The organism is Telluria sp. AZSoR62 (assembly GCF_058111565.1).
The window spans coordinates 1-260 of sequence record NZ_JBYTST010000393.1; the positions used below are offsets into that span (position 1 = coordinate 1).

The window sequence follows — 260 nt, forward strand, 5'->3', positions numbered from 1 at the left end:
ATTTGTGCCGCGAGCTGGTTGAGCTGGACGATCGGCTCGGCCGAGCTCTTCTGGATCGCGGACTTCGCGTCGAGCGTGAAGGACTGGCCCTTGCTGTCCTCGCCGCGATAGCGTGCCGCCTGGATCTTCATCCGCTCCTGCGCGACGTCGACCTTGTTCTTGTCGAGCAGGAACGACACGTCGCCGCCCGCGGTCAGCGGCGCCATTACCAGGAACGCCGCCAGCACGCCGATCGCGGTCGGCAGCGCGACGCGGGCGAT

General features: G+C 67.3%; 1 protein-coding gene. It reads right to left on the reverse strand.

Translation table 11 applies throughout. From position 1 onward, the window contains the following. The coding region (locus AC3XQU_RS24215; protein WP_489876669.1) for a hypothetical protein at nt 1-260 on the reverse strand (260 nt) is incomplete at both ends.